Genomic DNA, 765 nt, shown 5'->3' on the forward strand with positions numbered 1-765 from the left:
GCCGCGCCCGCCACCCCCGGCACGCCCGCCGGCGACACCTTCGGCCGGACCGAGGGCGCCAGCGAGGTAAAGGAGGCGCCGCTGCGGCTCGTCGGACTCGCCGACGACGGCGCGCTCACCGCGCTCGACCCGGCGACCGGCGAGTCCTCGACGCTCGCCACACTCGACGCGACCGGCCTCAGCACCGACGGCCGCTACGTCTTCGCCTCGACCGAGGGCGCCCTGACGATCGTCGACGGCGGAGCCTGGACGGTCCCGCACGGCGACCACTCGCACTACTACGTCGCCGAGCCGCGCGTGGTCGGCGAGCTCGACGGCGGCGGCGGAGAGGCGCGGGTCGCGTCGTCCGCGTCGCTCACGGCGCTGTACTTCCCCGGCTCCGGCACCGGAGTGGTGCTCGACGCCGAGGCGCTGAGCCGCGGCGAGATCTCGGAGCTCGGGCGCTTCGAGGGCACCCCCCACGACGGCGCACTGCTGCCGCTGGGCGACCAGGTCGTAGGGAGCATCGACGGCGCCACGCTGACCGCGTCCTCGGGCGAGGGCGAGGACGAGGGCGAGCCGAGCGGTCCGACCGCCCCGTGCATGGGTCTGCACGGCTCGGCCCTCACCCGCGTCGGCGCGGTCTTCGGCTGCTCCGACGGAGCGGTGCTCGCGACCGAGTCCGGCGAGGGCATCGCCTTCGAGCGCATCGCCTACCCGGAGGGGACGCCCGCCGCCGACATCGCGACCGCCTTCTCGGGGCGGCCCGGCCGGCCAGAGGTCGCC

Annotated in this window: 1 pseudogene; it reads left to right on the forward strand. The window is 76.5% G+C overall.

Annotated elements, in window-relative coordinates:
* Positions 1-765: pseudogene (locus ACH61_RS17725) on the forward strand (ABC transporter); the annotation flags it as partial.

The organism is Rathayibacter tanaceti (assembly GCF_001634385.1).
Taxonomy (GTDB): Bacteria; Actinomycetota; Actinomycetes; order Actinomycetales; family Microbacteriaceae; genus Rathayibacter; species Rathayibacter tanaceti.